This window comes from Pseudomonas sp. KnCO4, assembly GCF_045344305.1.
Lineage (GTDB): Bacteria > Pseudomonadota > Gammaproteobacteria > Pseudomonadales > Pseudomonadaceae > Aquipseudomonas > Aquipseudomonas anuradhapurensis.
In genome coordinates, this window is the sequence record NZ_CP174199.1 from 5,197,218 (window position 1) to 5,222,874 (window position 25,657).

General features: G+C 62.1%; 19 protein-coding genes. 10 read left to right on the forward strand and 9 right to left on the reverse strand.

Annotation, left to right across the window (positions count from 1 at the left end; all coding sequences use genetic code 11):
- Positions 1-26: 26 nt before the first annotated feature.
- Positions 27-431, forward strand: a complete 405-nt coding sequence (locus tag ACJA3S_RS23980; RefSeq protein WP_406820226.1) for a YkgJ family cysteine cluster protein — start codon at positions 27-29, stop codon at positions 429-431.
- Positions 432-470: 39 nt separating this feature from the next.
- Here ACJA3S_RS23980 and ACJA3S_RS23985 read toward each other — a convergent pair whose 3' ends face one another.
- The 3 genes from ACJA3S_RS23985 to thiI all read right to left on the reverse strand — a co-directional run bounded on the left by ACJA3S_RS23985 (position 471) and on the right by thiI (position 5,486).
- Positions 471-1,895, reverse strand: a complete 1,425-nt coding sequence (locus ACJA3S_RS23985; RefSeq protein WP_406820227.1) for a PhoPQ-activated protein PqaA family protein — start codon at positions 1,893-1,895, stop codon at positions 471-473.
- A gap of 188 nt (positions 1,896-2,083) precedes the next feature.
- Positions 2,084-3,904 carry a translational GTPase TypA gene (typA, locus tag ACJA3S_RS23990; RefSeq protein WP_225779565.1) on the reverse strand — a complete coding sequence of 607 codons (1,821 nt, stop codon included), beginning with the start codon at positions 3,902-3,904 and terminating at the stop codon, positions 2,084-2,086.
- Between the two features lie 127 nt (positions 3,905-4,031).
- Complete coding sequence (gene thiI / locus ACJA3S_RS23995; RefSeq protein ID WP_406820228.1) at positions 4,032-5,486, reverse strand: tRNA uracil 4-sulfurtransferase ThiI; 1,455 nt, start codon at positions 5,484-5,486, stop codon at positions 4,032-4,034.
- A 449-nt stretch (positions 5,487-5,935) separates the two neighbouring features.
- Between thiI and glnA the strand changes: the two genes are divergently transcribed.
- The 4 genes from glnA (at position 5,936) to ntrC (ending at position 10,788) form a co-directional block, all read left to right on the forward strand.
- Positions 5,936-7,342: a type I glutamate--ammonia ligase gene (glnA, locus tag ACJA3S_RS24000; RefSeq protein WP_170033280.1), complete on the forward strand. Its 1,407-nt coding sequence runs from the start codon at positions 5,936-5,938 to the stop codon at positions 7,340-7,342.
- 152 nt (positions 7,343-7,494) lie between these two features.
- A complete protein-coding gene (locus tag ACJA3S_RS24005) occupies positions 7,495-7,962 on the forward strand; it encodes a cupin domain-containing protein (RefSeq protein ID WP_406820229.1) in 468 nt (155 codons plus the stop codon).
- Positions 7,963-8,269: 307 nt separating this feature from the next.
- Positions 8,270-9,355 carry a nitrogen regulation protein NR(II) gene (gene glnL, locus ACJA3S_RS24010; protein WP_170033284.1) on the forward strand — a complete coding sequence of 362 codons (1,086 nt, stop codon included), beginning with the start codon at positions 8,270-8,272 and terminating at the stop codon, positions 9,353-9,355.
- Positions 9,352-10,788 (forward strand): nitrogen regulation protein NR(I), encoded by a 1,437-nt coding sequence (gene ntrC / locus ACJA3S_RS24015; protein WP_170033286.1) that lies wholly within the window; start codon positions 9,352-9,354, stop codon positions 10,786-10,788. Before glnL ends, ntrC begins: the two co-directional genes overlap by 4 nt.
- Before the next feature lie 438 nt (positions 10,789-11,226).
- Here the strand turns inward: ntrC and ACJA3S_RS24020 are convergent, their stop codons facing one another.
- Positions 11,227-11,664 (reverse strand): hypothetical protein, encoded by a 438-nt coding sequence (locus ACJA3S_RS24020; RefSeq protein WP_406820230.1) that lies wholly within the window; start codon positions 11,662-11,664, stop codon positions 11,227-11,229.
- Here ACJA3S_RS24020 and trmL point away from each other — a divergent pair.
- Entirely contained in the window at positions 11,663-12,124 is a 462-nt protein-coding gene (gene trmL / locus ACJA3S_RS24025; RefSeq protein ID WP_170033290.1) for a tRNA (uridine(34)/cytosine(34)/5-carboxymethylaminomethyluridine(34)-2'-O)-methyltransferase TrmL, read from the forward strand. The two genes, ACJA3S_RS24020 and trmL, sit on opposite strands and share 2 nt — an antisense overlap.
- A 164-nt stretch (positions 12,125-12,288) precedes the next feature.
- Here trmL and secB read toward each other — a convergent pair whose 3' ends face one another.
- The 3 genes from secB to ACJA3S_RS24040 are packed head-to-tail and all read right to left on the reverse strand — an operon-like array spanning position 12,289 to position 13,483.
- Positions 12,289-12,774, reverse strand: a complete 486-nt coding sequence (gene secB, locus ACJA3S_RS24030) for a protein-export chaperone SecB (protein ID WP_225779571.1) — start codon at positions 12,772-12,774, stop codon at positions 12,289-12,291.
- 39 nt (positions 12,775-12,813) lie between these two features.
- Positions 12,814-13,068, reverse strand: coding sequence for a glutaredoxin 3 (grxC, locus tag ACJA3S_RS24035; protein WP_003249204.1), 255 nt, complete (start codon positions 13,066-13,068; stop codon positions 12,814-12,816).
- 1 nt (position 13,069) lies between these two features.
- Positions 13,070-13,483, reverse strand: coding sequence for a rhodanese-like domain-containing protein (locus ACJA3S_RS24040; protein WP_406820231.1), 414 nt, complete (start codon positions 13,481-13,483; stop codon positions 13,070-13,072).
- A gap of 203 nt (positions 13,484-13,686) precedes the next feature.
- On the opposite strand from ACJA3S_RS24040, the gene gpmI reads away from it, so the two are divergent.
- From gpmI to ACJA3S_RS24060, 4 genes are all read left to right on the forward strand, one after another.
- Positions 13,687-15,222 (forward strand): 2,3-bisphosphoglycerate-independent phosphoglycerate mutase, encoded by a 1,536-nt coding sequence (gene gpmI, locus ACJA3S_RS24045; RefSeq protein WP_406820232.1) that lies wholly within the window; start codon positions 13,687-13,689, stop codon positions 15,220-15,222.
- 141 nt (positions 15,223-15,363) lie between these two features.
- Positions 15,364-16,668 carry a murein hydrolase activator EnvC family protein gene (locus tag ACJA3S_RS24050; protein WP_406820233.1) on the forward strand — a complete coding sequence of 435 codons (1,305 nt, stop codon included), beginning with the start codon at positions 15,364-15,366 and terminating at the stop codon, positions 16,666-16,668.
- A gap of 96 nt (positions 16,669-16,764) precedes the next feature.
- Positions 16,765-18,081 carry a S41 family peptidase gene (locus ACJA3S_RS24055; RefSeq protein ID WP_170033300.1) on the forward strand — a complete coding sequence of 439 codons (1,317 nt, stop codon included), beginning with the start codon at positions 16,765-16,767 and terminating at the stop codon, positions 18,079-18,081.
- 8 nt (positions 18,082-18,089) lie between these two features.
- A complete protein-coding gene (locus ACJA3S_RS24060) occupies positions 18,090-18,857 on the forward strand; it encodes a divergent polysaccharide deacetylase family protein (protein WP_406820234.1) in 768 nt (255 codons plus the stop codon).
- Positions 18,858-18,881: 24 nt separating this feature from the next.
- On the opposite strand, the gene ACJA3S_RS24065 is transcribed toward ACJA3S_RS24060, so the two are convergent.
- Both ACJA3S_RS24065 and ACJA3S_RS24070 read right to left on the reverse strand, forming a co-directional pair.
- Positions 18,882-23,528 carry a dermonecrotic toxin domain-containing protein gene (locus ACJA3S_RS24065; RefSeq protein ID WP_406820235.1) on the reverse strand — a complete coding sequence of 1,549 codons (4,647 nt, stop codon included), beginning with the start codon at positions 23,526-23,528 and terminating at the stop codon, positions 18,882-18,884.
- Positions 23,529-23,658: 130 nt separating this feature from the next.
- A complete protein-coding gene (locus tag ACJA3S_RS24070; protein ID WP_406822303.1) occupies positions 23,659-25,605 on the reverse strand; it encodes a BCCT family transporter in 1,947 nt (648 codons plus the stop codon).
- Positions 25,606-25,657: the final 52 nt, after the last annotated feature.

The window sequence follows — 25,657 nt, forward strand, 5'->3', positions numbered from 1 at the left end:
CAAGACCGTGATGCACCCCCATAACGATGAAAACGACCCTGATCGCCGCGGCCGAAGTCGACCGCCTGGAGACCTGGCAGCGCTACACCAGCAACATGTGCCATGGCTGCCATTCGACCTGCTGCACCCTGCCAGTGGAGGTGAAGATCAAGGATCTGATCCGTATCGGCGTGGTCGACGAGTTCGAAAAAGACGAACCACCGAAGAACATCGCCAAGCGCCTGCAAAAGGAAGGCATCATCGAACGCTTCAACCAGAAGTCGGGGATCTTCACCCTGACCCGGATGAGCAACGACGACTGCCTGTACCTGGACCGCAAGAGCCGCCTGTGCACCATCTACGACAAGCGTCCGGACACCTGCCGCAACCATCCCAAGATCGGTCCGCGCCCGGGGTATTGTGCCTACAAGCCCAAGGCGGCCACACGCTAGGCGCCCGCCGGCGTAGCTTTACGCAGGCAGGCCAGCCCTTCACTTTGCGTCAGCAGGGAAGCTTCTGCACGCGCCTCCCTGTTGTGCTGGCGGATGGTCGGGAGAAGTCCGTGGCAACACATTCACCGCGCTGGTGGCAATGAAGCCGTCCGCGAACCTCGCCTCGACAAATTGTGCCTGCCAGCCCTCTGCCGGTGGCACGCGCTGCAAGGTGAAGTGTTGCGCAGGAACGAGCGTCTCGGACTGGTAGCGCACCCCGCAGGCATAGCGGAAGTCGCGGTCGCGGCGGTTGCTCGCCGTCCATACCTTCACCGCTACCGGCGGTTCGGAGAGGTCGACGTCGAGATACCCGGATTGCATGTTCGCCGACACCTGCACGCTCGGCAGAGGCACGCCATCGCGCAAGCGCGCTATCGCCGGCACCAGGGTGCTGAGTACCGCCTTGCGCACCCCGCCATGGTCTGAGTTCGGCAATACCCTGAGGCTGGTCTGGCCGGGCAGGCGCTGCTGATAATCGGTCACAGGGTCCGGGGCGAAGAAATCATCGCCGCTGGCAGAAACCAGGTATTTGGGCATGGCCAGGCGCTGCCCTGGCTCGTTCAGGTACTGCATCGGGTCCATCATCGCTATCAGCCGGTCGAAACCGGGGCTACCCAGCTGCTGCAGCACGCCGGCCTGCTGGTAGGGCCACAGCGCCAGCGGCCAGTGGCCGCCATAGCGCATGCGCAGCCCCGTGAGCATGTCTGCGGTGTCGGCGATGTCGATGACACTGGGTACGATGGCCATCACCCGCTCATCGGCCAATGCCGTCAGCCAGGCACTCCAACCGCGCTTGGAGGCACCCGTGATGATGAAGCGCTCGACCGTCAGCCCTTGCTTTCGCAACTCCAGCTCGGCCAGGTCCATCGCCCGGCTTGCCGCAGCGGCCATCGGCACATGCAGTGGCAGCTCCGGCGCAGCGCCTCGCAGCGAATGCGCCCAGGTATGGGCCACGGCGTCGTCCTCGCGCAGCGGCTTTTCGGCGTCATCGAAGGTCACATACTGGTTGGGCACGTCGCTGATCATGACCACCGCGGTACGCGTTTCAAGGGCCAACTCGCGGAGCACTTCGCGCGTATAGTCCGGGGTCTGCGCCGGCCCGTGGCGCACGCCGTTGTTCACCACCAGCAAAGCCTTGCCAGGCACGGCATCCAGTGGCCTGTGCAATTCGACATCGTGCTCCCAATGGCGCGGTGCCAGCACCGGAGCGGGGGCCCATGACTGGGAGACCATCTGCAAACGCCGGAAGCTGTAGCCAGGCCCGGAAGCCTCTTCGAGCAGTGTGTACTCCAATGGCGCCTGCCGCACGTTGCCGATATGGCAATGGACGACTTTCTGCGGATGCAGGCCGCTGCAGTCCTGCAGGGCACTGGCATGGAAACTGGCCAGCAGACAAGGGATGGCCAGTGCAAATCGATACTTCATGAGCATGCTTCCTGGGCAAGAAAGCACTTCACGTTATGAGGCTCTGGGGCGGCTCACAAGGCGCCGACCGCCTCAATAGACGCAACTTACATAGGCTTGAGAGAAGGATTACAAGAGCTTCCGCCGCGTAAACAAAAACGCCCCTGGGCTTGCGACCAGGGGCGTTTCTTTCAGCTCAAGCTAGACGATCAAGCCTTGGCTTTCTTGGCTGCGCGGGTACGCTCGCCTTCGTCCAGGATCTTCTTGCGCAGGCGGATCGACTTCGGCGTGACTTCGCACAGCTCGTCGTCCTGGATGAATTCCAGGGCCTGTTCCAGGGTGTGGCGAACCGGCGGCACCAGGGCGATGACTTCGTCCTTGCCCGAAGCACGCATGTTGTCGAGCTTCTTGCCTTTGGTCGGGTTCACGCCCAGGTCGTTGTCACGGCTGTTCAGGCCGATGATCTGGCCGTTGTAGATGTCCTGGCCGTGTTCGATGAACAGCTTGCCACGCGCCTGCAGGGTTTCCAGCGAGTAGGTCAGCGCCTTGCCGGTCTCGATCGATACCAGTACACCGTTCAGGCGGCCGGACATATGGCCTGGCTTCATGGTGTCGTAGCGATCGAAGATCGAGGTCAGGATGCCGGCACCGTTGGTCAGGGTCAGGAACTGGTTACGGAAACCGATCAGGCCACGAGCAGGTACGTTGTACTCCAGACGTACACGGCCCTTGCCATCCGGCGCCATGTTGGTCAGGTCGCCTTTACGCAGGCCCATTTCTTCCATGACCTTGCCCTGCGATTCTTCAGGGATGTCGATGGTGACGTTCTCGTACGGTTCCTGCTTGACGCCGTTCACCTCGCGGATAATCACTTCAGGACGGCCTACAGCCATCTCGAAGCCTTCACGACGCATGGTTTCGATCAGTACCGACAGGTGCAGCTCACCACGGCCGGAAACCTTGAACTTGTCAGCCGAGTCGCCTTCTTCAACGCGCAGGGCAACGTTGTACAGCAGCTCCTTGTCCAGACGTTCCTTGATGTTACGGCTGGTGACGAACTTGCCTTCCTTGCCGCAGAACGGCGAGTCGTTGACCTGGAAGGTCATCGAAACGGTTGGCTCGTCAACGGTCAGCGGCTTCATCGCTTCGACGTGGTTCATGTCGCACAGGGTGTCGGAGATGAACAGCTCGTCGAAACCGCTGATGCAGACGATGTCGCCAGCGGTGGCTTCTTCGACGTCGACACGGTGCAGGCCGTGGTGGCCCATCAGCTTCAGGATACGGCCGTTGCGCTTCTTGCCTTCGGTGTCGATGGCGATGACCGGGGTGTTCGGCTTGATGCGGCCGCGGGCGATACGACCAACGCCGATCACGCCGAGGAAGCTGTTGTAGTCCAGTGCCGAGATCTGCATCTGGAACGGGCCGTCGACGTCAACGGTCGGGGCCGGTACGTGGTCGACGATGGCCTGGTACAGCGGGGTCATGTCTTCGGCCATGTTGGTGTGGTCCAGGCCGGCGATGCCGTTCAGGGCCGAGGCGTAGACAACCTGGAAGTCCAGCTGGTCGTCGGTGGCGCCGAGGTTGTCGAACAGGTCGAAGATCTGGTCCAGAACCCAGTCAGGACGCGCACCTGGGCGGTCGACCTTGTTGATGACCACGATCGGCTTCAGGCCGGCTTCGAAGGCCTTCTTGGTCACGAAGCGGGTTTGCGGCATCGGGCCGTCCTGGGCGTCGACCAGCAGCAGCACCGAGTCGACCATCGACATTACACGCTCAACCTCGCCACCGAAGTCGGCGTGGCCGGGGGTGTCGACGATGTTGATGCGGTAGTCGTTCCAGCGGATGGCGGTGTTTTTCGCCAGGATGGTAATGCCGCGCTCTTTTTCCTGGTCGTTGGAGTCCATCACGCGCTCGTCGTTGAGCTCGTTACGCTCCAGGGTGCCGGACTGGCGCAGGAGTTTGTCGACCAGGGTGGTTTTACCATGGTCAACGTGGGCGATGATGGCGATGTTACGCAGATTTTCGATCACAACTGTATCTCGATCAGAGGATTCGGTTGCCGCCAGTGTAGGCGGCGAATATGTACGCTTTGAGGCTCAGCGGGCCCGATGGTCGGGAGGGCGATGGCGGATGCTGCCGCCATACAGCCCTGGCGTCTTATGCCGGACGATAAACACGCACATTGGCATGTCCCTCACTGAGCAGGTGGTGTGCGTGCAGACGGCTCATCACACCTTTGTCGCAATACAGCAAGTACTGGCGGTTGGCATCCAGGTGCTTGAACTTGCTGTTGATCGCGTAGAACGGCATGGCCTGGACTTCGATACCGTCCAGCACCAGGGGTTGGTCTTCCTGGGCATCGGGGTGACGAATATCGATGACGATCTGGCCGGGCAGCGCCTCGGTCACTTCCTCGATTTCGATGTCCTTGCCCAGCTCATCGATCACGTGGTCGATGGAAATGAACTTGGCCCGCTCCAGGGCGCGCTCCAGCACGGCCATGTCGAACTGCTTTTCTTCATGCTCCATGCGGTGACGCTTGGCATGGGTGGTCGGGTTCACCGAGATCACGCCGCAATATTCTGGCATGTGTTTGGCGAAGTCGGCGGTGCCGATCTCGGTGGCCTGGTCGATGATGTCCTGCTTGTGGCTGGCCAGCAGCGGGCGCAGCACCAGCTTGTCGGTGGCCGAGTCGATGATCGACAGGTTCGGCAGGGTCTGGCTGGACACCTGGGAAATCGCCTCGCCGGTCACCAGCGCATCGATCTGCAGGCGGTCTGCCATATGGGCCGCACCACGCAGCATCATGCGCTTGAGCGTTACGCCCATGTAGCTGTTGTCGACCTTGTTGAGGATCTCGCCGACCACTTCTTCGAACGGCACGCTGATGAACAGCACGCGCTGGCTGCTGCCGAACTTCTTCCACAGGTAGTGGGCCACTTCCATCACGCCCAGCTCGTGGGCACGGCCGCCGAGGTTGAAGAAGCAGAAATGGGTCATCAGGCCACGGCGCATCATCTGGTAGGCCGCCACGGTGGAATCGAAGCCACCGGACATCAGCACCAGGGTCTGCTCCAGGGCACCCAGCGGGTAGCCGCCGATGCCGTTGTGCTGGCTATGGATGACGTACAGGCGCTGGTCGCGGATTTCGATGCGCACCAGTACATCCGGGTTCTTCAGCTCGATACCGGCGGCGCCGCATTGCTGGCGCAGCTGGCTGCCGACGTAGCGGTCGACGTCCATCGAGGTGAAGTCATGGTGGCCACCGCGCTTGCAGCGCACGGCGAAGTGCTTGCCAGCCAGCAAGTGGCCGAAGTGGTGCTTGCACTTGGCAACGATGTCGTCGAAGTCACCCAGGGGGTACTCCTCTACCTGCAGGAAATGGGTGATACCCGGGGTGCAGGTGAGGCGCTCGATCATCTCGCGCTGGACTTTCTCGTCTTCGACGCGGGTGACCACTTCGAGGTTGTCCCAGACACCCTCCACCGCGAGCTCAGGGTCGAGGTCCTTGAGCACGTTGCGGATGTTCTTGCCGAGCTGGCGGATGAAGCGCTTGCGCACCGGCCGGCTCTTGATGGTGATTTCTGGGAAGACTTTGACGATAAGTTTCATTGGTTAACAGCGCGCGCAGGGCCTGCCGAAAATGAGGGGCGCGAATTATAGCGGAAATTGCTCAGGATTTGACCAACTTTTGATCAGAAGCTTTCAGATAAATGCACGAAGCAGGATTTGCGGCGCCTGTGCCGGCCTCTTCGCGAGCGCACACCCGGTAGGAGCGGATCTATCCGCGATGAGGCCCTCAAACAAAGCACGCACGTTACGCCGTGCACTTGTTTGGTGCTCTACACTGAATTTCTGCCTCCTAAGAGTGCACGCTCGCTCGTTCCAAGCCTGGCAGATGCCTACAAACGCCCCTTTTTATCCCGCACTCGCCATTTTCGGGCACTGGCATGCAATTTGCTCCCTTGTGAGGCAGGTACGCTTGGCCGACTATCCGCGCCCGGCAACACCCTTTTTCCAGGGCAGCGGCCCACCGCGCCCTAGACCATCCGGAGGACAACATGTCGAAGTCGGTTCAACTCATCAAAGATCATGACGTCAAGTGGATTGATCTGCGTTTCACGGACACCAAAGGCACTCAGCACCACGTGACCATGCCGGCGCGTGATGCGCTGGACGACGACTTCTTCGAAGTCGGCAAGATGTTCGACGGTTCCTCCATCGCTGGCTGGAAAGGCATCGAAGCCTCCGACATGATCCTGATGCCGGTCGACGAAACTGCCGTACTGGACCCGTTCACCGAAGAACCGACCCTGATCCTGACCTGCGACATCGTCGACCCGTCGAGCATGCAGGGCTACGACCGTGACCCGCGTGCCATCGCCAAGCGCGCCGAAGAGTACCTGAAGAGCACCGGCATCGGTGACACCGTATTCGCCGGTCCCGAGCCAGAGTTCTTCATCTTCGACGAAGTGAAGTTCCAGTCGGACATCTCCGGTTCGATGTTCAAGATCTTCTCCGAGCAAGGCTCGTGGATGACCGGCGCTGACATCGAAGGCGGCAACAAGGGCCACCGTCCGGGCGTGAAAGGCGGCTACTTCCCAGTCCCGCCGTTCGACCACGACCACGAAATCCGTACTGCCATGTGCAACGCACTGGAAGAAATGGGCCAGACCGTCGAAGTCCACCACCACGAAGTGGCGACTGCCGGCCAGAACGAAATCGGCGTCAAGTTCAACACCCTGGTGAAGAAGGCTGACGAAGTACAGGCCCTGAAATACGTGGTGCACAACGTTGCCGACGCTTACGGCCGCACCGCCACCTTCATGCCGAAGCCACTGTATGGCGACAACGGCTCGGGCATGCACGTGCACATGTCGATCTGGAAAGACGGCAAGAACACCTTCGCTGGCGAAGGCTATGCCGGCCTGTCCGACACCGCCCTGTACTTCATCGGCGGTATCATCAAGCACGGCAAGGCCCTGAACGGCTTCACCAACCCGTCGACCAACTCCTACAAGCGTCTGGTCCCAGGTTTCGAAGCCCCGGTAATGCTGGCCTACTCCGCCCGCAACCGTTCCGCCTCGATCCGTATTCCTTACGTCGGCAGCCCGAAAGCCCGCCGTATCGAAGCACGCTTCCCGGACCCATCGGCCAACCCATACCTGGCCTTCGCGGCCCTGCTGATGGCCGGCCTGGACGGTATCCAGAACAAGATCCACCCAGGCGATGCGGCCGACAAGAACCTGTACGACCTGCCGCCTGAAGAGGCCAAGGACATCCCACAGGTTTGCGGCAGCCTGAAAGAAGCCCTGGAAGAGCTGGACAAAGGCCGTGCGTTCCTGACCAAGGGCGGCGTGTTCTCCGACGACTTCATCGATGCCTTCATCGAGCTGAAGAGCGAAGAAGAGATCAAGGTCCGCACCTTCGTACACCCGCTGGAATACGAGCTGTACTACAGCTGCTGATCTGATCGGCGCGCCTGCGTCGATGAGCTCACCGGAAACGGCCTTCTCCTGAAGGCCGTTTTTGTTTCAAGCCCCACCGATTCAGATGCTTCCTACAAACAAGGCCATCGCTGAGTCCGCACAATCCACTCTCCTGAAACGAGGAGATTGCCATGCGCACAGCACTACTCCTGCTCACTGCCTTGTTCATCGCAGGTTGCGACACCCCCCCGGCACAAGCGGACGCGATAGAAGCCAAGACCCTCCTGCGCACGCAAGTGGCCTGGGACCAGACACCCTACACGACCTACCCCAGCGGTCGCCCCGAACTGTCGCTGATGAAGATCCGCATACCTGCGCGCACGACCATGGACTGGCATTGCCACCTGGCCCCCAATGCCGGCTACCTGCTCGCTGGACAGATCGAAGTCGAAAACGCTGCTGGCATACGGGTAATGCTCAATGCAGGCGATGCCCTGGCCGAGATCGTAGGCGGCCTGCATCGAGGGCACACTGCAGAAGCGCCCGCCGAAATCCTGGTGTTCTATGCCAGCGCCACAGGTATCGCGCCCTTCACGCCAGCGGAACAATGCCCACAACGGGTGCCGGAACAGGGAACGGCCACGCCTGCGGCAGGCTGAGTCGCCGGCAGCGGATCTGTTGCGCGCACCCACGAGCCCACAGGCTCCAAATTCCTCTATGCTCCATATTGGTGCATTAATGTGTACCAACCGCCGCTGCCGTCGCCCAAAACAGGTCACAAGAACCGATAAATCAAGGCATTCTGGCCCGAATTAGCGCAATTCTGGGCGCTGACAGGCAAAATCCGCTTCTTTTCGGAGCCTTGGTTTGTTTCTTGCATTTTGCTTGCATCAGCGGATTCCACAGCGCGTCCGGCCCTGGCCACAGCCATCGTCGACAAGCGCCAAAAGAGGTCAACGACGCCTTATGACCATCAGCGATGCACAGCACCGTCTGCTTCTGGACAACCTGACCACTGCCACGCTACTGCTCAATGCCGAGCTGTGCCTGGAATACATGAACCCGGCTGCGGAAATGCTGCTGGCGGTCAGTGGGCAGCGCAGCCACGGGCAGTTCATCAGCGAGCTGTTCACCGAATCGAGCGAGGCTCTCAGCTCACTGCGCCAGGCAGTCGAGCAGGCGCACCCATTCACCAAGCGCGAAGCGCAGCTCACTTCGCTGACCGGGCAGACCATCACCGTCGACTACGCGGTAACGCCAATCCTGCACCTGGGCCAGACCCTGCTGCTGCTCGAAGTACACCCGCGTGACCGGCTGCTGCGCATCACCAAGGAAGAGGCCCAGCTGAGCAAGCAGGAAACCACCAAGATGCTGGTGCGCGGCCTCGCCCACGAAATCAAGAACCCCCTCGGCGGCATTCGCGGCGCCGCCCAGCTGCTGGCGCGCGAATTGCCCGAGGAAGGCCTGCGCGACTACACCAACGTGATCATCGAAGAGGCCGACCGCCTGCGCAACCTGGTCGACCGCATGCTCGGTTCGAACAAGTTGCCGTCGCTGGCCATGACCAACATTCACGAAGTACTGGAGCGGGTCTGCAGCCTGGTCGAAGCGGAAAGCCAGGGCTGCATCGCCTTGGTGCGCGACTACGACCCCAGCCTGCCGGACGTGCTGATCGACCGCGAGCAGATGATCCAGGCCGTGCTCAACATCGTGCGCAACGCCATGCAGGCAATCAGTTCGCAGAACGAGTTGCGCCTGGGCCGCATCACCCTGCGCAGCCGGGCCCTGCGCCAGTTCACCATCGGCCACGTGCGCCATCGCCTGGTGGCACGCGTGGAAATCATCGACAACGGTCCCGGCATCCCGCCGGAACTGCAGGACACCCTCTTCTACCCCATGGTCAGCGGCCGCCCGGACGGTACCGGGCTGGGCCTGGCCATTACCCAGAACATCATCAGCCAGCACCAGGGCCTGATCGAGTGTGAAAGCCATGCAGGCCACACCGCCTTTTCGATCTACCTGCCTCTGGAACAAGGAGCCACCGCCTCATGAGCCGAAGTGAAACCGTATGGATCGTCGACGATGATCGCTCCATCCGCTGGGTCCTGGAAAAAGCCCTGCAACAGGAAGGCATGACCACCCAGAGCTTCGACAGCGCTGACGGCGTGATGGGCCGCCTGGCACGCCAGCAACCGGACGTGATCATTTCCGATATCCGCATGCCCGGCACCAGCGGCCTGGACCTGCTGGCGCAGATTCGCGAACAGCATCCGCGCCTGCCAGTCATCATCATGACCGCCCATTCCGACCTGGACAGCGCCGTGGCGTCGTACCAGGGCGGCGCCTTCGAGTACCTGCCCAAGCCATTCGACGTGGACGAAGCGGTCTCGCTGGTGAAACGCGCCAATCAGCACGCCCAGGAACAACAAGGGCTGGACGTGCCACAGAACCTTGCGCGCACCCCGGAGATCATCGGTGAAGCACCGGCGATGCAGGAGGTATTCCGCGCCATTGGCCGCCTCAGCCACTCCAACATCACCGTGCTGATCAATGGCGAATCCGGTACCGGCAAGGAGCTGGTGGCGCATGCCCTGCACCGCCACAGCCCGCGCGCGGCGGCACCGTTCATTGCCCTGAACATGGCCGCCATTCCCAAGGACCTGATGGAATCGGAACTGTTCGGCCATGAGAAAGGCGCCTTCACCGGCGCAGCCAACCTGCGCCGCGGCCGCTTCGAGCAGGCCGATGGCGGCACGCTGTTCCTCGACGAGATCGGCGACATGCCCGCCGACACCCAGACCCGCCTGCTGCGGGTCCTCGCCGATGGCGAGTTCTACCGCGTGGGCGGCCACGTGCCGGTCAAGGTCGACGTGCGCATCATCGCCGCCACCCACCAGAACCTGGAGTCGCTGGTACAAGCCGGCAAGTTCCGTGAGGACTTGTTCCACCGCCTGAACGTGATCCGCATCCACATCCCGCGGCTGGCCGACCGGCGCGAAGACATACCGGCCCTGGCCCGTCACTTCCTGGCCCGTGCCGCACAGGAACTGGCGGTCGAGCCGAAGATCCTGAAGCCGGAAACAGAAGAGTTCATTCGCAATCTGCCGTGGCCGGGCAATGTGCGCCAGATGGAGAACACCTGCCGCTGGATCACCGTGATGGCCTCCAGCCGCGAGGTGCTGATCGGCGACCTGCCGCCCGAGCTGCTGAACCTGCCGCAGGATGCTGCACCGGTCACCAACTGGGAACAGGCGCTGCGCCAGTGGGCCGACCAGGCGCTGACCCGTGGCCAGTCGAACCTGCTCGACAGCGCCGTGCCGAGCTTCGAGCGGATCATGATCGAGACGGCGCTCAAGCATACCGCCGGGCGTCGCCGCGACGCGGCGCTGCTGCTGGGTTGGGGGCGCAATACCCTGACACGCAAGATCAAGGAGCTGGGGATGAACGTGGCGGGTGGCGATGATGAAGAGGGTGACGACCACTGACCAGCGTATAACCCCTTCGATCTTTGCGGCTGCTGCGCAGTCCATCGCGACGCAAGGCCGCTCCTACAATTGATCGCGTTCTGAGCTGCGCCCCAGATGTTGGCCAACTGTCCTCCATCTGGGGCGCAGCTCATTCTCCTGCAGGAGCGGCCTCGTGTCGCGATGGGGCCGCGCAGCGGCCCCAGCCATTTCAGCCCCCGATGCACCGATCCTGTGCCCGATGCACCTCCCGAAGGCACAAATCCCCTCAAAACCGGCCAAATCCCCATGAAAGCCCAGTATTCGCGGGCTCTTCAAACTTGGCACGGCCCCTGCAATAAGCAATACATACCCAGTTTCGGGGGCCCTGGTACAGGCAGGCCGGGTGAACCCCTCTTTTATTCGCAACACCGCCCGTTTTGGGGACCTCGGTACAGGCAGGCCGGGAAATCCCCTCTTTTATTCGTGCAGCTTCACCTGCACCCGCCAGCGCCCCGCGTCCTCTGCACCGGCCCATTCGCCGCGCAGAGGGCGCGCGGCGACCACCGTCAGCAGCAAGCCTTCCTTGCTCCTCTGCACTTTCCAGCTCACCGGTTTGCCTTGCAGGCTCAATTGCCCCTGCTGGCCCTTGCCCTGAGCCTGGAACAGCAACGCCACCGTGCCCTCGACATTCTCACCGTGCAGCTGGGGCTCGGCGTTGAACCACAGCTCCAGGCCATCTTGTACCACCTGCACCTGCTGCAGTTCGCGTTCCTCGGGCGCGGTCAGGCGGCCGATCATCAGCCCCACCATTACCCCGACAATCGCCAGCGACAGCATCACCCGCGGCAACGCTTTCGAACGCACGTCAGGTTCAGGGGTAGAATGCCCGTCATCTTCACGCTTGGAGCCGTGCATGTTTCACGTCATCCTTTTTCAACCAGAAATTCCGCCGAATACCGGCAACATCATTCGCCTGTGCGCCAACAGCGGCTGTGACCTGCACCTGATCGAGCCCATCAGCTTCGAACTGGATGACAAGCGCCTGCGACGCGCGGGGCTGGATTACCACGAGTATGCCACGCTCAAGCGCCACGAGAGCCTGGCCGGATGCCTGGAAAGCCTCGGCAACCCACGGCTGTTCGCGTTCACCACCAAGGGCTCGCGGCCGTTTCACGAAGTGGCTTACCAGCCGGGCGATGCCTTCCTGTTCGGGCCGGAGAGCCGAGGCCTGCCAGCCGAGGTGCTGGACAGCCTGCCGGGCGAACAGCGCCTGCGCCTGCCGATGCGGCCAGGGTGCCGTAGCCTGAACCTGTCCAATACCGTGGCAGTGACGGTGTATGAGGCGTGGCGGCAGAACGGGTTCGCCGGGAGCTGATCTTGCACCCGTACCGGCCTTTTCGCGGGCATGCCCGCTCCCACAGGTACAGCGCAACACTTGAAAGCGGCGCCCTACCTGTGGGAGCGGGCGCGCCCGCGAAAAGGGCCGGCACAGGCAACAAAAAAGCGCCCCGAGAGGCGCTTTCCTGATACCGGCAGCTATTACTGCACGGTCGGCGCTTCGCCGGCTTCCTGCATGCGCTGCATTTCCTGCGCATACAGGGCATCGAAGTTGACCGGCGACAGCATCAGGGCCGGGAACGAGCCGCGGGTCACCAGGCTGTCCAGCGTCTCACGGGCGTACGGGAACAGGATGTTCGGGCAGAACGCGCCCAGGGTGTGGCTCATCGAAGCCGCATCCAGGTTCTTGATCAGGAAGATACCGGCCTGCTGCACTTCAGCGATGAACGCAACCTCTTCGCCGTTTTTCACGGTGACCGACAGGGTCAGCACCACCTCGTGGAAGTCGCCTTCCAGGGCCTTCTGCTTGGTGTTCAGGTCCAGGGCTACGCTCGGCTCCCAGGACTGGCGGAAGATCTGCGGGCTTTTCGGGGCCTCGAACGACAGATCGCGCACATAGATGCGCTGCATGGAGAACTGAGGGCTGTTGTCTTCTGCAGCAGCGCCGTTGGTCTGTTGGTCAGTCATGGCAGGTCCTTATCCTAATGTTTTTGAATGCTGGGCAAATCAGGCCGCCAGCAGCGCGTCGAGCTTGCCGGCGCGCTCCAGGGCGTAGAGGTCATCGCATCCACCGACATGGGTGCTGCCGATCCAGATCTGCGGCACCGATGTGCGGCCGGCCTTCTGGCTCATCTCGGCACGAACCTGTGGCTTGCCGTCGACCTTGATTTCCTCGAAGGCCACGCCCTTGCTCTCGAGCAGGTACTTGGCGCGCATGCAGTAGGGGCAGTAGTCGCTGGAGTAGACGATGACGGGCTTCATATCACTTCACCAATGGCAGGTTATCGGCTTTCCAGCTGGAAACGCCACCGCTCAGCTTGGCGGCGGTGTAACCAGCCTTGAGCAGCTCGCTGCAGACAGCACCCGACTGCTGGCCCATGGCGTCGACGACGATCAGGGTCTTGGCCTTGTGCTTTTCCAGCTCGCTCAGACGGTTGACCACTTTGTCCTGCGGAATGTTGATCGCGCCGACGATATGACCTGCGGCGTATTCCTTGGACGGGCGGATGTCGAGGACTAGGCCCTTGTCAGCATTGACCAGAGCGGTCAGCTGGCCATTGCTCAAGCTCTGGCCGCCACGACGGATTTCATTGAGCAGCAGCAGGACCAGCAGAACAACGAAGATCGCAACCAGGATGTAGTGATCTGTCGCGAATTGAATCAGGTGAGCAACCATCAGCGGTGTTCCAGGCGATTGAAAATGTCGGCCAGTATACACAGCCCCTTATTACCACCAAAGCCCGACGGGCCGGCGGCAAAGCCACCTTCATCCTGCCAGCCCGTGCGCGCCGGTCGGGGGATGGGACGAATATTCGCCGCCGCTGGCGTATTTGCCCTAAAATGCGTGTCTTTATCATCTTTGAACAACCGTGAGTTTGATTGATGAGTACGCCCAAACCCCTGGTCCTGATCATCCTGGATGGCTTCGGCCACAGCGAAAGCCCCGAATACAACGCCATCTACGCCGCCAATACACCGGTCTATGACCGCCTGCGCGCCAGCCAGCCGCATGGCCTCATTTCCGGCTCGGGCATGGATGTCGGCCTGCCGGACGGGCAGATGGGCAACTCCGAAGTCGGCCACATGAACCTTGGCGCCGGGCGCGTCGTCTACCAGGACTTCACCCGGGTAACCAAGGCCATCCGCGACGGCGAGTTCTTCGAAAACCCGGTGCTGACCGCTGCGGTAGACAAGGCAGCCAATGCCGGCAAGGCCGTGCACATTCTCGGCCTGCTGTCCGACGGCGGCGTGCACAGCCACCAGGACCACCTGGTTGCCATGGCCGAACTGGCTGCGCAACGGGGCGCCGAAAAGATCTACCTGCACGCCTTCCTCGATGGCCGCGACACGCCACCACGCAGCGCGCAATCGTCCATCGAACTGCTTGACGCCACCTTCGCCAGGCTGGGCAAGGGCCGCATCGCCAGCCTCATTGGCCGTTACTACGCCATGGACCGCGACAACCGCTGGGACCGCGTCAGCGCCGCCTACAACCTGATCGTCGACAGCGCTGCCGAGTACACCGCCGACACCGCCCTGGCAGGCCTGGAAGCGGCCTACGCCCGTGACGAGAGCGACGAGTTCGTGAAAGCCACGCGCATCGGCGATGCGGTCAAGGTCGAAGATGGCGACGCCGTGGTGTTCATGAACTTCCGTGCCGACCGTGCCCGCGAGCTATCGCGTGTATTCGTCGAAGCCGATTTCAACGAATTCCCGCGCGCCCGCCTGCCCAAGCTGGCAGCCTACATCGGCCTCACCCAGTACTCGGCGAAGATCCCGGCACCTGCCGCCTTTGCACCGGCCAGCCTGAACAACGTGCTGGGCGAGTACCTGGCGAAAAACGGCAAGACCCAGCTGCGCATCGCCGAAACCGAGAAGTACGCACACGTGACCTTCTTCTTCTCCGGTGGCCGCGAAGAGCCGTTCGAAGGCGAAGAGCGCATTCTGATCCCGTCGCCGAAGGTCGCCACCTACGACCTGCAGCCGGAAATGAGCGCGCCGGAGGTGACCGACCGCATCGTCGAAGCCATCGAGCAGCAACGCTATGACGTGATCGTGGTCAACTACGCCAACGGCGACATGGTTGGCCACACGGGCGTATTCGAGGCGGCAGTGAAGGCTGTCGAGGCCCTGGATGGCTGCGTCGGCCGCATCGTCGACGCGCTGGACAAGGTGGGTGGCGAAGCACTGATCACCGCCGACCACGGCAACGTCGAGCAGATGGAAGACGAAAGCACCGGCCAGGCGCACACCGCGCACACCACCGAGCCGGTGCCGTTCATCTATGTTGGCAAGCGCAACCTGAAAGTGCGTGATGGCGGCGTGCTGGCCGACGTGGCGCCGACCATGCTGAAGCTGCTGGGGATGGAGAAGCCAGTGGAAATGACCGGTACTTCAATCCTGGTGGACGCCTGATCGTGCGCCTGGGGGCTGCACAGCAGCCCCCTTCCACATGAATTCCAGACAAACGCCCCCCTGCACCCGCAGCGAGGCGTTTTTTTTGCACGCCCACGCGGGCATACTAGGCCAGTCTCCATCCTTGGTACGCCAAACCCCATGCTTCGCGCCCTGATCCTCCTAGCCCTGTCCTGCCTGCTCAGTCCGGCCTTTGCCGATGAGCGTGCACAGACCCAGCAGCAACTGGACGCCACCCGCCAGGATATTGCCGAGCTCAAGAAGACGCTGAGCAAGCTCCAGGAAGAAAAGGCCGGTGTGCAGAAGGACCTCAAAGCTACCGAGACCGATATCGGCAACCTCGAAAAGCAGGTGGAGGCGCTGCAGCAAGAACTAAAAAAGACCGAGGGCGAGCTGGAGCGCCTTGATACCGAGAAAAAAAAACTCCAGAGCGCCCGCGTTGAACAGCAACGACTGATTGCCATCCAGGCCCGTTCGGCCTACCAGAATGGCCGTGAGGAATATCTCAAGCTGCTGCTCAACCAGCAGAACCCCGAGAAGTTTGCCCGCACCCTCACCTACTACGACTACCTGAGCAAGGCGCGCCTGGAGCAGCTGCGCACCTTCAACGAAACCCTGCGCCAGCTGGCCAACGTGGAGAAGGACATTGCCACCCAGCAGGAGCAGCTGCTGGCCCAGCGCGCCGATCTCGACAGCCGCCGCCAGGCCCTTGAAGCCGAGCGTGGCAAACGCCAGCAGGTACTGGCCAAGCTCAACAGCGACATGAAGGACCGCGACCAGAAGCTGCAGTCGCGCGAGCAGGACCAGGCCGACCTGGCCAAAGTACTCAAGACCATCGAGGAAACCCTTGCCCGCCAGGCCCGCGAGGCCGAAGAGGCGCGCAAGAAAGCCTTGCTGGCCCAGCAGGAGGCGGAAAAACGCCGCCAGCAGGAAGCCCTGGCTGCGGCCGCCGCGCGCGAGCAAGACAGCGAACCCGCAGAGCCACCGAAAAAAGCCCGCACCACCCTGGGCCCGATGGTTTCCAGCGACGGCGCGAGCTACGGTGGCGCATTTTCTGCTGCACGGGGAAAACTTCCCTGGCCAGTCAATGGTCGATTACTGGCACGCTTCGGTGATGCCCGCGGCAGCGATGCCCGTGCCAAGTGGGACGGGGTAATGATCAGCGCCAGCCCGGGCACCCAGGTACGTGCCGTGCACGGCGGGCGCGTGGTGTTCGCCGACTGGTTGCGCGGTGCCGGGCTTCTGGTCATCCTCGACCATGGCAACGGTTACCTGAGCCTGTATGGGCATAACCAGAGCCTGCTCAAGAGCGCCGGTGACATCGTCAAGGCCGGCGAAGCCATTTCCACCGTTGGCGACAGCGGCGGCCAGGATGCTGCCGGCTTGTATTTCGCCATTCGCCAGCAGGGCCGGCCTACCGACCCTTCGCAATGGTGCCGGGGCTAGGCTCTGTACGAAAAGTAGTCAAATTTCTACGGCGTAGCCCACGGGCCACGCCGATGCTCCGCAGGGAGCGCCTACAGGATCAGGAGTTCGTTCGACATGCTGCACTCGCCTCGTCTCACCCAGCTGGCCCTGTCCATCGCCCTGGCGGTGGGCGCGCCCCTGGCTACTGCCGCAGAGCCGGCCAAGCCGGCAGCGGTACCGGCCACCGAGGTGACCGCCAAGGCCCCGCTGCCGCTTGAGGAGCTGCGTACCTTCGCCGAGGTCATGGACCGCATCAAGGCGGCCTACGTGGAGCCGGTGGACGACAAGACCCTGCTGGAAAACGCCATCAAGGGCATGCTCAGCAACCTCGACCCGCACTCGGCCTACCTCGGCCCCGAGGACTTCCAGGAGCTGCAGGAAAGCACCAGCGGCGAGTTTGGCGGGCTGGGTATCGAAGTGGGCCAGGAGGACGGCTTCATCAAGGTGGTCTCGCCCATCGATGACACCCCGGCCTCGCGTGCCGGCGTGCAGGCGGGCGACCTGATCGTCAAGATCAACGGCGCCCCGACCCGTGGCCAGACCATGACCGAGGCGGTCGACAAGATGCGCGGCAAGGTCGGTGAAAAGATCACCCTGACGCTGGTGCGCGATGGCGGTACCCCGTTCGACGTCACCCTTGCCCGTGCTGTCATCCAGGTCAAGAGCGTGAAGAGCCAGCTGCTGGAAAACGACTACGGCTACATTCGCATCACCCAGTTCCAGGTCAAGACTGGCGACGAAGTGGGCAAGGCGCTGGCCAAGCTGCGCAAGGACAACGGCAAGAAGCTGCGTGGTGTAGTGCTGGACTTGCGCAACAACCCCGGTGGCGTGCTGCAGTCGGCGGTGGAAGTGGCCGACCATTTCCTGACCAAGGGCCTGATCGTCTACACCAAGGGCCGCATCGCCAACTCCGAGCTGCGCTTCTCGGCCGACCCGGCCGACGCCAGCGAAGGCGTGCCATTGGTGGTGCTGATCAACGGCGGCAGCGCCTCGGCCTCGGAAATTGTCGCCGGCGCCCTGCAAGACCAGAAACGCGCCGTGCTGATGGGCACCGACAGCTTCGGCAAAGGCTCGGTGCAGACCGTGCTGCCGCTGGCCAACGACCGTGCCCTGAAGTTGACCACTGCGTTGTACTTCACCCCCAATGGTCGCTCGATCCAGGCCCAGGGCATCGTCCCCGACATCGAAGTACGCCCGGCCAAGCTCACTGCCGAAGCCGACACCGACAACTTCAAGGAAGCCGACCTGCAGGGCCACCTGGGCAACGGCAACGGCGGCGCCGACCGCCCGACCGGCAGCGGCAAGCGCAAGGAGCGCCCACAGGATGACGACTTCCAGCTGAGCCAGGCCCTGAGCCTGCTCAAGGGCCTGAACATCACCAAGGGCGACTGACCCACCCCATGCGTTATCTGTTGTGTCTGTTGTTCTGTCTGTTGGCCGGGGTCGCGCACGCGGCACCGGCCGGCAAGGCCTACATGAGCATCATCATCGACGACCTGGGCCAGAGCCCCGAACGCGACAGCCGCACCCTGGCCCTGCCCGGGCCGGTGACCATGGCGATCATGCCCGACACCCCGCATGCCACCGACTTCGCCCGTCAGGCACACAAGGCCGGCAAGACGGTCATCCTGCACATGCCCATGGACCCGGCCGACGGGCCCTATGCCTGGCACCCTGGCCTCCCCATCGAACAGCTGGCGCAGCGCCTGGACAGCGCGTTGGCCAAGGTGCCCTACGCTGCAGGCATCAACAATCACATGGGCAGCCGCATGACAGCCCAGCGCGCGCCCATGGCCTGGCTGATGGGCGAGCTGCAACGGCGCCATCTGTTCTTCGTCGACAGCCGCACCAGTGCGGCCACGGTGGCCGCTGCCGAAGCTCAGGCACAAGGCCTGGCGCATGTCTCGCGGGATGTGTTTCTCGACGACGTGCGCACCACCGAAGCCATTGCCGGGCAGCTTCGGCAAGGCATCAGCCTCGCTCGCAAGCAAGGCTCAGCGGTGCTGATCGGGCACCCCTACCCACAGACGCTGCAAGTGCTGGAGCACGAGCTGCCACGGCTGGAAAGCCAGGGAATCGAACTGATCAGGCTCAGGCAGATGATTGCCGTACGCAGCAATCTTGCCATGCCGGGGCATGGCAAGAATGGACGCTACGCCAACCACTGAAGAAAGCCCTTCAACGGTTACCACTCACTGGAAAGGGATGATCCCCTGGGCCTGCTCCAGCGTGAGCTTGCCACGGTGCAGCCGCTGGCCCGCCTGTGCAGCCTGGTAGTTGCTCATGCGGCGCTGGCTCCAGGTCTTCAGGTGGCCGACGACGAAATCTGTGGCGACAGCGCTAGGCGAGGCTAAATGGAAATGCGCAGCCCACAGATTACGCTTGCCCGGCAAGCGCAGCACCTTGTATTCGTCAAATGCACTGTTGTTCTGCATGGTTCGCCGTTCGTTGTATACCACCTCGATCAGGTTCTCGGCATGGAGGAAAGCCAGGGCTTCGGCAGAGGGATAATTGGTGTCGGTGTAAAGCCTGGTGAGCTTGAGCCTTTTATCCGTGCGCAACTCATCCGCTTCTTTCTCCAGAGTTTTGAGCAACGCGTTGTTGCCGCCCGCATCGCCTACCGTACTGGCAGCCTGGTCGAGCTTTCTCAGCTGCCGGTCGAACAACCCGATAAGCACGGAATCTTTGATATCGTTTGCAACGTACGACTCGGCCTTCAACCTAAGCGCTTTGCCGTCGTCCAGCAGTGACTGTACCCACATGGCCAAGTCACCAGGCGATGACGCTTCAGCCGGTGAAGGTTGTTCCTCCACACGCTCTTGCCATTCGCCCCCTACCTTCTCGAACGTGGCCAGTAATACATTGCTTACTCCCTCACGCACCTCAAGCAGTGGCTCTCCTTCAATCTCGGTACCGATCAGCAACTGGCCTTGTTTATTGCGTACCACCTTTTGCTTTTTGCTGGACACCTGATAGGGCGAACGCCTGACCGGCACGATGCCTTCATCCTGCTCGCGAACCGCCTCGACCAGGCGGCTACCCGCATCCAGCTTGAGCTTGCCAAGCTGCTCTCGGTATCGCTCGAGCATGGCAGGCTCGATCAGCTCGCTGCCCTCGTTGAGAATTCGGTCACTGTTGAACAGTGCGGCGGAATATTCATCCCAGGCTTCCTGCAGGATGACGATCCGGTCCTGCGCCGGCAGGTTGGCAAAATCCAACTCACCGTGGGCGTCAGCCGCATTTCGCAAGCTCTGGCTCGCCAGCTCTTCCCGGTAGCCGGCAAGCGTTTCCTGCCCAGTCTCGCTGTCTAGGTGCAGGGTAAGGTCAGCCAGGTTCATTACCTGGTGAAAACGCAGTTGAACCGTGCTGACGCTACGCGAGGCAATCAATTGCGCAACGGTGGCAGGAGGTTTCCCTGCCACACTGGTAATCGCCAATCCCGCATCGGTACCAGCCAACACATGATCGAGCTGCTCAAAGCCCTGCAGTATGCGCGCCTGCAGGTCGACGACGATTCCCAGCCTGCGGCGAAACTGCCGGTACAATTCTGAAACTTCAGCAATTGGCCGCCCATCTAGAGCTTTTTGCATTTCGACGAGTTGCGGGTAATCCACGAGGTTCCACAACTCGGTGATGACGAAATCGGTGTCGCGGATCAGGCCCTCGCGAACATTCGTCTCATGCTGTGAGAGAATGGCATCCCAGCTACCCTTCTGCCGTTCACTGGCATATTTCGGTTCCTTGAGGCTCGTCAGCAAAGGCAGCAGTTCCTGTTCGGCACGGACTGCGGCCTCCAGTTCCTGAATAGACAGGTCTATCGCCTGGAGGCTGTCCTGCTCCTTCTTGGCAATGCGCTCATCGTACAGCTTCAGCAGATCCTGCATTTGTGCAGCTGCATCACCCTGCGGCAGCGAGGCTAATTTGGCGGCAGCCGTTTCCCTCAGGTTTTTCAAGGTTTGCAGCTCTTTCTTGGTTTTCAGCGAGTTCGTGGCTTTTTCACCAAACGCCTGTCTCGCACTGATGGCTCGCTTGTCCAGTTCATTGATCTTTTCATGCAACTTCTGGAACCGCTTTGCCAGCCAGCCCGATGTAGCGCTTTGATTCATGCCGCCGAAGTTGGCTAACCCGCTATCAACACGCCACGCGCCATTTTCAAGTTTCAGCCGCGGCCCCAAGGTGCCGTCGGGCCCGACTATCAGCATGCCAACTTGCAATCGCCCGACCTGATAGACATCCCCAGCCATGGCCACGTAATACTTGTCATCGATACGGTACGAACCGGCAGCTGGCCCGCGGCTCAACGGTTCCAGGCCGTCGAGCGAGACACTGGAACGCATCGCCCGGAGTGCCTTGCGCTGTGCCGAGGAGTAGAAGTTGAAACCATTCTGCCCCCGCCAGGCCAGATCTTGCCAGCGACCGGGCAGCGCTGCGCCGGCGGCTACAGTCGTCTGCACAGGGGCTACAGTAATCTCGGCAAAGGCCCCACGTTGCGCACCAGGCCCTTCGAAAGCATCTGCTCCTGGTAATTCATGGAGCGTGGGGGCCTCTCCCTTCCTGCCCGTATGCAGCAACGCCATGCCGATGTTCAGCATCAAGTCGACAACTGCGGCCGAACGGCCGAATTCGTCACCCTGCTCAAGTGCCTGCAGGTCGTTTTCCAATGCGCCCAACAGTTGCACCAGCCAGGCCACCGAAGCCACAGGGCCACGAATCAGCAGCGTCACCACATCGAACAGCAGCCAGGCGCCTTCGCCAAGTGTCCGCCAACGGTTCTCGGCATTGGATACCGATTGCTCGTCGGCAAGCTCCACGAGCAGGTCGCGGTTGGCCTTGTAGAATCTCTCGTCCAGGTTGTTGCGCCAGTACCCGATAGCCAGGCTGGCGGGTTCCGGTGTTGCCGGCGCCGTGTAGAAATCGATACCGATAACGGCGATGTGCGGCTCCTTGAACCCACCGTTCTGATAGATGGAACGAACCTGCGGGTCCATCCAGTCAACGATGCTGGTCTGCAACAACGGCGACGTGCGCACATGCTCCAGCAAGGCGGCAAGGCTGGCATATTCACGCAGGGTGTCCTGGCGGAACAACGGGCGATACAGCAGCACCAGTGACGGCTCGGCACAAAACAGGATGTACATGCCGCGCACCTGGTCGCTTAGCCGCGACGTCGAACTGCGCTTGAATGCCAGGGGGAGCAGCGTCATGCGCGGTGTTTCCGGGTCCACATGCCCGGCGCAGAAATCAACCACGCATTGCAGCCCAGCCTCCGAGACCTTGCGATCGAGCTTGGCGGTGACCGCGCTGGCCAGCATTGCGCTGCGCCACTCGAGAGCAAACCGTTTGACCCGGTCCGCACGCGTGGCAGGATCGTCCAGCTGGGTGGCGACATAGTTCGGGTAATGGCAACCAATATCCACTTTGGCCACCAGCTGCCTGGCCACATCGGCAGTCAGCCAGCTTGGCGCGGGGCTGCCATCCCGGCGGTGAACCTGCTCGATGCTTGCCCCCTTGAGGGACGTCAGGTTGCCGATGGCAAACTCGCAGAGGCTCTTGCGACCGGCGAATGTCAGCGGCTCCCCCCCGCCGGTACCGGTTGCCGCACCGCCCGGTACGCCTTGCGCCTGGTACAGGTCCAATAGCAAGTCGTCTGGTGAAACGTCATCTGCGTAATCCTGGCTGATTTGCTGCGCCAGTTGCTGCCGGGTGAACGCCTGCAGCGACTGGACGCCGTCCAGCGCAGCGACACCGTCGCTGTCGAGCTGGCACACCGCAATCTGCAGTAACGCGGCGCACCAGGCAAAACTGTCCTGGGCAGTACTGGCGCGCAAACCCAATGGCAGCCCAACCGCAGGCGTGTCGTTATCGTAACTGACAAACCACGACGAAAGATCACTCAGTTGAGCGAAACGCTGCTCAAGATGCGCAATGTCCTTCAGCCCGCTGCAGCGCACCTGGTCAACCCTGTGGAACAGCGTTTCAAGCAGCAGGGAAACCTGCAGGGCAAACACGTTACCCTCGACAGGGTAGCGCTGCCAGCTCATCTGCTCGAAGGTGTAGCGTTGCGCCAGCTCATCGCGCAGAGCGTCACCGAATGCGGCCAGCGAGGCAAAGCTGCGCACCACGCCCGACGGCGCGCACCACAACACGACCTGCCGCTCATCCCACTCGCCGAGCACCAGCAAGTGGCACAGTGGCTCATCGTATTGCAGCCCGGCACGGGTCAGTTGCGCCTGAACGAAAAATACCGGCGGCTGGTCGGCACCGGCGCGGATCAGCCCGCGAATGCAGGCCTGCTCCTGCTTGTCCAGGCCTTGCAGGGGCAACCCGCGCAGCAGGGCAGTTTTAAGCAACAGCTGCAACCAGCGGTCGCGGCTCACGCCCGAACTACCTTCAGCCGCCCAGTAGCGGAGCTGGGCCTCGGCAAAACGTTGTGGCAAGCACGCCACCAATTCATTCAACGCGGGCGACAGGCCCTCCAACCGCCGGGTATCCAGTTCGTTGCGAGACCCTGGAAAACGATATGCGCCGGTAAGCCCGAGGTTGTAATGCCGCCCGTCTGCCAAGGGTTCGATGCTCAGCAACTCAGGGTCCAGCAGTGCTTGCAACACCCGTTCGAGCAAAGGCTGGGTGGTCCAGTGCGGCGTGTCGGGGTCGGGGCTGTCGAGTACCAACGGCTCGCCGGTTGACAGCGCGGGCGTCACGTCGACCAGCCATGGCAATTCGACCAGCATCACTTTCAGCAGCTCTTCGCTGGCGACTTGGCGCAGGCTTGGCCGGCCCGCGAATTGCCTGGCGACAGCCTGTTTGAAATCGAACGTGCGGTTGTAGGTACTGTTCATGTCGCGCATGCCTCCGTGAAAAACCAGGAGGCTGCAACACGCCTGGCGCCTCATCGCGTTACATAGTGCTCAGCGCAAACAAAAAGGCCTTGCTCCACAGAGCAAGGCCTTTTGCCTTACAGCACCGCTATCAGCTGTAGACGCGCGCCAGCAATTGCCGGTGGCTTTCGAACTGGTCCAGCACGTCACGCACGATCTGCTCCGGCGCGAAGCCCATCAGGTCGTACTCCTGGCTGCCATCGTGCAGGTACACCTCGGCTCGATAGAAGCGCTGGCGGACTTCCGGCTCGCCTTCCACGGGTGCTTCGCTCGGCGCCGCCAGGTAGCCGTCCAGGCTCACTTCGTAGACGAACGGGTTACCCTCTTCCATCATCACCCGCAGGCCCATCAGGTTGCGCGACTGGCCAACACGGGTTTCCACCTCGAAGCCCAGGGTCTGCAACTGCGCGGCGGCATCTTTCAGCGCCGGGCTGACGTGCTTGTCCATGAAGCGCTGCACCACCGCCTGGGTCGGCTGCAGCTCCAGCTGGGTCAGGCGCTCGCTGAAGCCGCGACGGCCACGGGCAGCCAGCTCGGCACGCTCCTGCTCGACCACCACGTCCTGTTTCATCGCCTTGTACAGGCCGAACATGAACAGCACCAGCACCACCGAGAACGGCAGCCCCGCCAGCACCACCATGGTCTGCATGGCCTCGAAATTACCGGCGAACAGCAGGCCGATGGTGACCAGGGTGATGACCACCGACCAGAACACCACCATCCAGTGCGGGGCGTCTTCGTCCACCTTGCCGCCCTTGCAGGACAGGTTGGCCATCATCACCGCGCCGGAGTCGGCCGGGGTGAGGAACAGGACGAAGCCGACGAATACCGCCACACCGATCACGATCTTGGCTGCCGGGAAGTATTCCAGCAGCTGGTAGATCGACATCGACGGTTGTTCCAGCGCTGTCTTGCCCAGTTCCACCGCACCCTGGTTGATTACCAGGTCCAGCGCCGTGTTGCCGAAGATCGACAACCAGGCCAGGGTGAAGCCCAGCGGGATCAGCAATACGCCCATCACCAGCTGGCGCACGGTGCGGCCCTTGGAAATACGGGCGATGAACATCCCTACGAACGGGCCCCAGGAAATCCACCAGGCCCAGTAGAACACGGTCCACAGGCCGAGCCAGCGCTCGGACTTGTCACCCGAGCCTTCGTACACGTAGAGGTCGAAGGTCTTCAGCACGATACCGTTGAGGTAATCGCCAATGTTCTGCACGAAGCCGTTGAGCAGGTACAGGGTTTCGCCACCCAGCAGCACGAAGATCAGCAAGCCGCTGAACAGCATGATGTTCAGGTTGGACAGGCGGCGAATGCCGTTTTCCACACCCGAGACCGCCGCCACGGTGGCCACCCCGGCCATGACCAGAATCACCACCAGCAGGTTGGTCTTGCTGTGGTCCATGCCGAACAGGTATTCCAGGCCGGAGGCCACCTGCATCGAGCCGATGCCCAGGTTGGTCACCAGGCCCAGCAGGGTCACGAACATGCCGAAGATGTCCACGGCGTTGCCGGCAGCACCCTTGACCCAACGCTCGCCCACCAGCGGGTACAGCGCCGAACGCAGGGCCAGCGGCTGGTTGTGACGGTAGGCGAAGTAACCCACGGCCAGGCCGACCAGGGCGTAGATTGCCCAGCCATGCAGGCCCCAGTGCAGGAAGGTCAGCTGCAAGCCCTGGCGCGCGGCCTCGAGGCTGGCCGAGGTACCTTCCGGTGGGTTGAAGTAGTGGTCCAGCGGCTCGGAGGCGCCAAAGTACAGCAGCGAAATACCGATACCCGAGGAGAACAGCATGCCGGCCCAGGCACCATAGCTGAAGTCGGGCTCGTCGTCCTTGCCGCCAAGCTTGAGCTTGCCGTAGTCGGAGAAAGCCAGGTAGACGACGAACAGCAGGTAACCACAGATCACCAGCATGTAGTACCAGCCAAAGGTGCGCGTCAGCCACTTCTGGGCCACGCCAAGCACCTGGCCGGCAGTTTCGGGTACAGCGATAAGCAAGGCAGTCAGAACAAGGATCATCAGCGCGGAGGTGAAGAACACCACGCGGTTGACCCGGACCCTCTCGGCGGGGGGTTTGGTAAGTGAGGCAGAA

Excerpts from the sequence above, each read along its gene's own strand:
- ACJA3S_RS23985 (WP_406820227.1), bottom strand. The coding sequence starts at position 1,895 with ATGAAGTATCGATTTGCACTGGCCATCCCTTGTCTGCTGGCCAGTTTC.
- ntrC (WP_170033286.1), top strand. The coding sequence starts at position 9,352 with ATGAGCCGAAGTGAAACCGTATGGATCGTCGACGATGATCGCTCCATC.
- ACJA3S_RS24040 (WP_406820231.1), bottom strand. The coding sequence starts at position 13,483 with ATGGTTGCTCACCTGATTCAATTCGCGACAGATCACTACATCCTGGTT.
- secB (WP_225779571.1), bottom strand. The coding sequence starts at position 12,774 with ATGACTGACCAACAGACCAACGGCGCTGCTGCAGAAGACAACAGCCCT.
- ACJA3S_RS24050 (WP_406820233.1), top strand. The coding sequence starts at position 15,364 with ATGCTTCGCGCCCTGATCCTCCTAGCCCTGTCCTGCCTGCTCAGTCCG.
- ACJA3S_RS24020 (WP_406820230.1), bottom strand. The coding sequence starts at position 11,664 with ATGCACGGCTCCAAGCGTGAAGATGACGGGCATTCTACCCCTGAACCT.
- glnL (WP_170033284.1), top strand. The coding sequence starts at position 8,270 with ATGACCATCAGCGATGCACAGCACCGTCTGCTTCTGGACAACCTGACC.
- thiI (WP_406820228.1), bottom strand. The coding sequence starts at position 5,486 with ATGAAACTTATCGTCAAAGTCTTCCCAGAAATCACCATCAAGAGCCGG.
- grxC (WP_003249204.1), bottom strand. The coding sequence starts at position 13,068 with ATGAAGCCCGTCATCGTCTACTCCAGCGACTACTGCCCCTACTGCATG.
- trmL (WP_170033290.1), top strand. The coding sequence starts at position 11,663 with ATGTTTCACGTCATCCTTTTTCAACCAGAAATTCCGCCGAATACCGGC.
- glnA (WP_170033280.1), top strand. The coding sequence starts at position 5,936 with ATGTCGAAGTCGGTTCAACTCATCAAAGATCATGACGTCAAGTGGATT.
- ACJA3S_RS24005 (WP_406820229.1), top strand. The coding sequence starts at position 7,495 with ATGCGCACAGCACTACTCCTGCTCACTGCCTTGTTCATCGCAGGTTGC.
- ACJA3S_RS24065 (WP_406820235.1), bottom strand. The coding sequence starts at position 23,528 with ATGAACAGTACCTACAACCGCACGTTCGATTTCAAACAGGCTGTCGCC.
- ACJA3S_RS23980 (WP_406820226.1), top strand. The coding sequence starts at position 27 with ATGAAAACGACCCTGATCGCCGCGGCCGAAGTCGACCGCCTGGAGACC.
- ACJA3S_RS24060 (WP_406820234.1), top strand. The coding sequence starts at position 18,090 with ATGCGTTATCTGTTGTGTCTGTTGTTCTGTCTGTTGGCCGGGGTCGCG.
- ACJA3S_RS24055 (WP_170033300.1), top strand. The coding sequence starts at position 16,765 with ATGCTGCACTCGCCTCGTCTCACCCAGCTGGCCCTGTCCATCGCCCTG.